This window comes from Psychrobacter sp. 1Y4 (genome assembly GCF_051847555.1).
The window spans coordinates 1-3,206 of record NZ_JBPYDE010000033.1 but is presented as its reverse complement, the minus strand read 5'-3'; the positions used below and the strand labels follow the sequence as shown (position 1 = coordinate 3,206).

At 37.2% G+C, this 3,206-nt stretch carries 1 protein-coding gene; it reads right to left on the bottom strand.

All coding sequences use genetic code 11. The annotated features are described in order from the left end of the window. Positions 1 to 3,206: ATP-binding protein (locus ACS8FC_RS13865; RefSeq protein ID WP_439297188.1), on the bottom strand; the 3,206-nt coding region annotated here is incomplete at both ends.

Sequence of the window (3,206 nt, the reverse complement as noted above, 5' to 3'; positions counted from 1 at the left end):
ATATCTTTAAATACCTTTGCTCTTTTGGTTTCCTTGATTTCACCGCCGACCTGTTTGATTCTTAGACTGAAACTAAACTGCTCTGACAGTTTGATGTTCATCTGGTTTTGACCAATATAGTCTTGCACGAGTTGTAATTTGGACAGCAGTTCCTGATTAGGCATACGCGTTGTGTCATGGATGTCCTCATTAGCCCATCTTTGATGTGCATCAGTGAAGTCAGCCAAGGTGGAATACCATCTATTTTCTTTGATTCCCGAACTTATAGCTATATGAAGCTCCTCAATGGCTAAAGCTTCTAGTTTTTCACAAACCTCTTTGCATTTAGTATTAATACGCTTCGAAAAATTACTCAAGCTATTATGAGCATCATCTAGCTTTGATTTAAATTCTCTAACTTGGTGAGCGGTGACTCGATACTGGCCAATGAGTGTATCTTTTTTAATTTCATGCTCATTGTGTAGGTAGTCGCTAAACTTTTTAGCTTGTATGTACCAGTTTTCCTGATCAGGTATACTGAGTAAGATACTGTCAGACATTAAGCTCTCAAACATAGACCCATTGGCGGTAAAGGGCTTTCTTATGGCCTTTAGTGCATAAATACCTTTTTCCATATTCTTTTTAGTGTCGCGAACCAAAGATTTGGCATCGTTCAAGACTGCTAAGCTTGCATTATGCAAGTCTTGCAAAGAATGTCCCGTATATTTAGGCTGCAAGGTATGATCCACAACCAAAGCTTTATCAAAAGCGTTATTGGCATTGCCTAGACTTTCTTTAATGCTTATTAGGTCGATTTGTGCTCTATCAATTCGACCATTAATATCCTTGGCTCTCTCATCAAGGGATTTGACATCTTCCTGCTTAGATATCAGAGCTTTATCAAAAGCCGCTTGTTTATCTACTAGCTCAATTGATAGACCATTGCGTTTTTCAAACAGCATAGGTAAATCTCGATATTCTTCATCAATAAACTCGTAATAGTGCTTAACGCGTATTTTGGCTTTTTCAGCAACATCTAACTTTGTGGATAGGTGCTGCACTTTGGCTATAGTTTGGGCTATAACGTTATCATCGTAGCCATTTTCATCAATAGCCCTATCATGACGCTCTTGAGACTGATCAGCTTCAAGCTTCAAGCCTTCAATTTCTTCAACGTATTGTTGCTCTACCACCTGTTCTCTTTTTTTCTTATCTTCTTCTAGTTGTTCAATAGCCAATTTGTGACGGCTTACTATCTCCTGCTCAGAGATGTTCATCTGGGTATCAACAGTTTCGGAAGCTGATATTTGGTTATTAATTTGGTTATTAATTTCGTTTAATTGGTTCTCAATCTTACTCTTAGCTTCTTCAATTTCGTTTTCAGCTCTTATTTCTAGCTGTTTTTGCGTCGCTTGTTTATTTTCGATATCTTTTTCAGTGTTAACCACATTGGTATTTGCCTTATAGACATCCTCATTGGCTTTTTTCTTAGTAATCTTGGCTTGATGAATTGTTTTTTCGAGTGATGAGATATTAGTTCTACGTTCTAATATCTCATCCTCTAACACAAGTCTGTGCTCAGTAATACTTTCAAGGGTAAGTAGTTTTTTAGGATTATTAGTAGTGTCTATTTTTGATGTATCAAGATACAGCCCATACAGAGTCTCGTTGTCTAATTCTTTAGGTGCAAGCCACTGTGGTGATAGGTCAGAGCGGTTGAATAGGGATGGGTCGATACTTTTTCGTATCTGATTTATCAAAGGCGAAAGTACTTCATCGGCTTCATTTCTCAATAGGAAACTGAGTAATGTGTCATCTTTGAGCAAAGCATATAGGTCATCAATATCAGAGGTCTTATCAGCGATATCGTTTAATAAGCGTTCATGCTCTCTTTGTAGTTTTTCATACTCCTTACTGGTCTCATCTAGATATTTTTCAGCTGTTCTTTGATTTTTTATGTCCTGATTAAGTCGAGTTTTAGCATTGTCTAAATTGAGCTTTAAGCTCTCCATTTCCTTGGCAAGCTCGAGGCTACATTTAATATTTTTTAACTCTGATTCCAGGTTATTCTTATCGATAATAAGCTGGGTATGTTTTTCCTTGATGGCACTAGACTTGATTTCGTACTCTTTTTTAATAAGGCTAAGCTTAGCAGCCTTATCATCACCTAGGTTTGAAAGAGACTCGTAGTAACCCGTTTTAATCTGCTGTAGCATTAACGCTTGTTGAGAAACTAAACCATTTTTTTTAGACTCTATTTGCTTTAAGTCTTTAGCAAGTTGCTCTTTGATGTTTTCGATGATTTTAGTAGCATCCATCTCGTCTTTGCGTAGAGTTTTGAGTCGCTCATTCTCGTGCTTTATTTGCTCTTCAAGTGACGGGATCTCTCTAATCATATTTTGTAATATGGCCAATGGTTGATGATGCCCAGGTACACCCTCTTCAAAATCTCGTTTCGCTCTTTTAAGCTTTATTATCTTAGAGCTCAGATCATCTACTTCATTCTGCAATTGGCCTTTTTCTTTATCCCAAGCAATTTTAATCTGGGTAATTGCTTGCTCTATAGCTTCAACTTTTAATTTGAGATCATCTTCAATGGTTTTATTTTCTACAATCTTTATATCAAAGGCTTTGACTAAGCCTCTGAGCGTCTTAACTGTTATCGATAGGGTATTTTGATTAGAAGCATTTTGCTCAACATATTGGCCTAGTTCGTTAAACTTACTTCTAAGTTGCTCAACCTCATTCCATGAGTTACGATCTGAAAGCCACTTATTGGTATCAACCCCTTGTGAGTCTATAGAAATCTCATTATTCTGAACTTTATTTTCTGTCTTCATTGCTTCAACCAAAAACTCACATATTTGATCAAACTCAATTTTACTTTTTAGAATATTGCTAGCGATTAAGGAAAACCCGTAGAAACTACCTCTACCGACAGCCAGTGAGTAATCAGGACGAAGCTCATTGATGGTTTGTAGAGCCTTGGATGAACGAATAGAGGCTTTTAAGCGCCTATTAGGACAATTAGATATGATGGCCTCGTAAGCCAGTTGCTTGATATTATTTGAGACGTTAAAACCTTGAGATTCGATTGTGCTTTTAACTTCTTCAAACTGCCTAAACCTTCGCTGATTGGTAGCATCTTTTGTGACAAACCAGGTTTCATTGTATCCAGCATTGATAAAGTTGAAAATTTGTTGCCCCTCACTGCTCCGCCTGAGGAT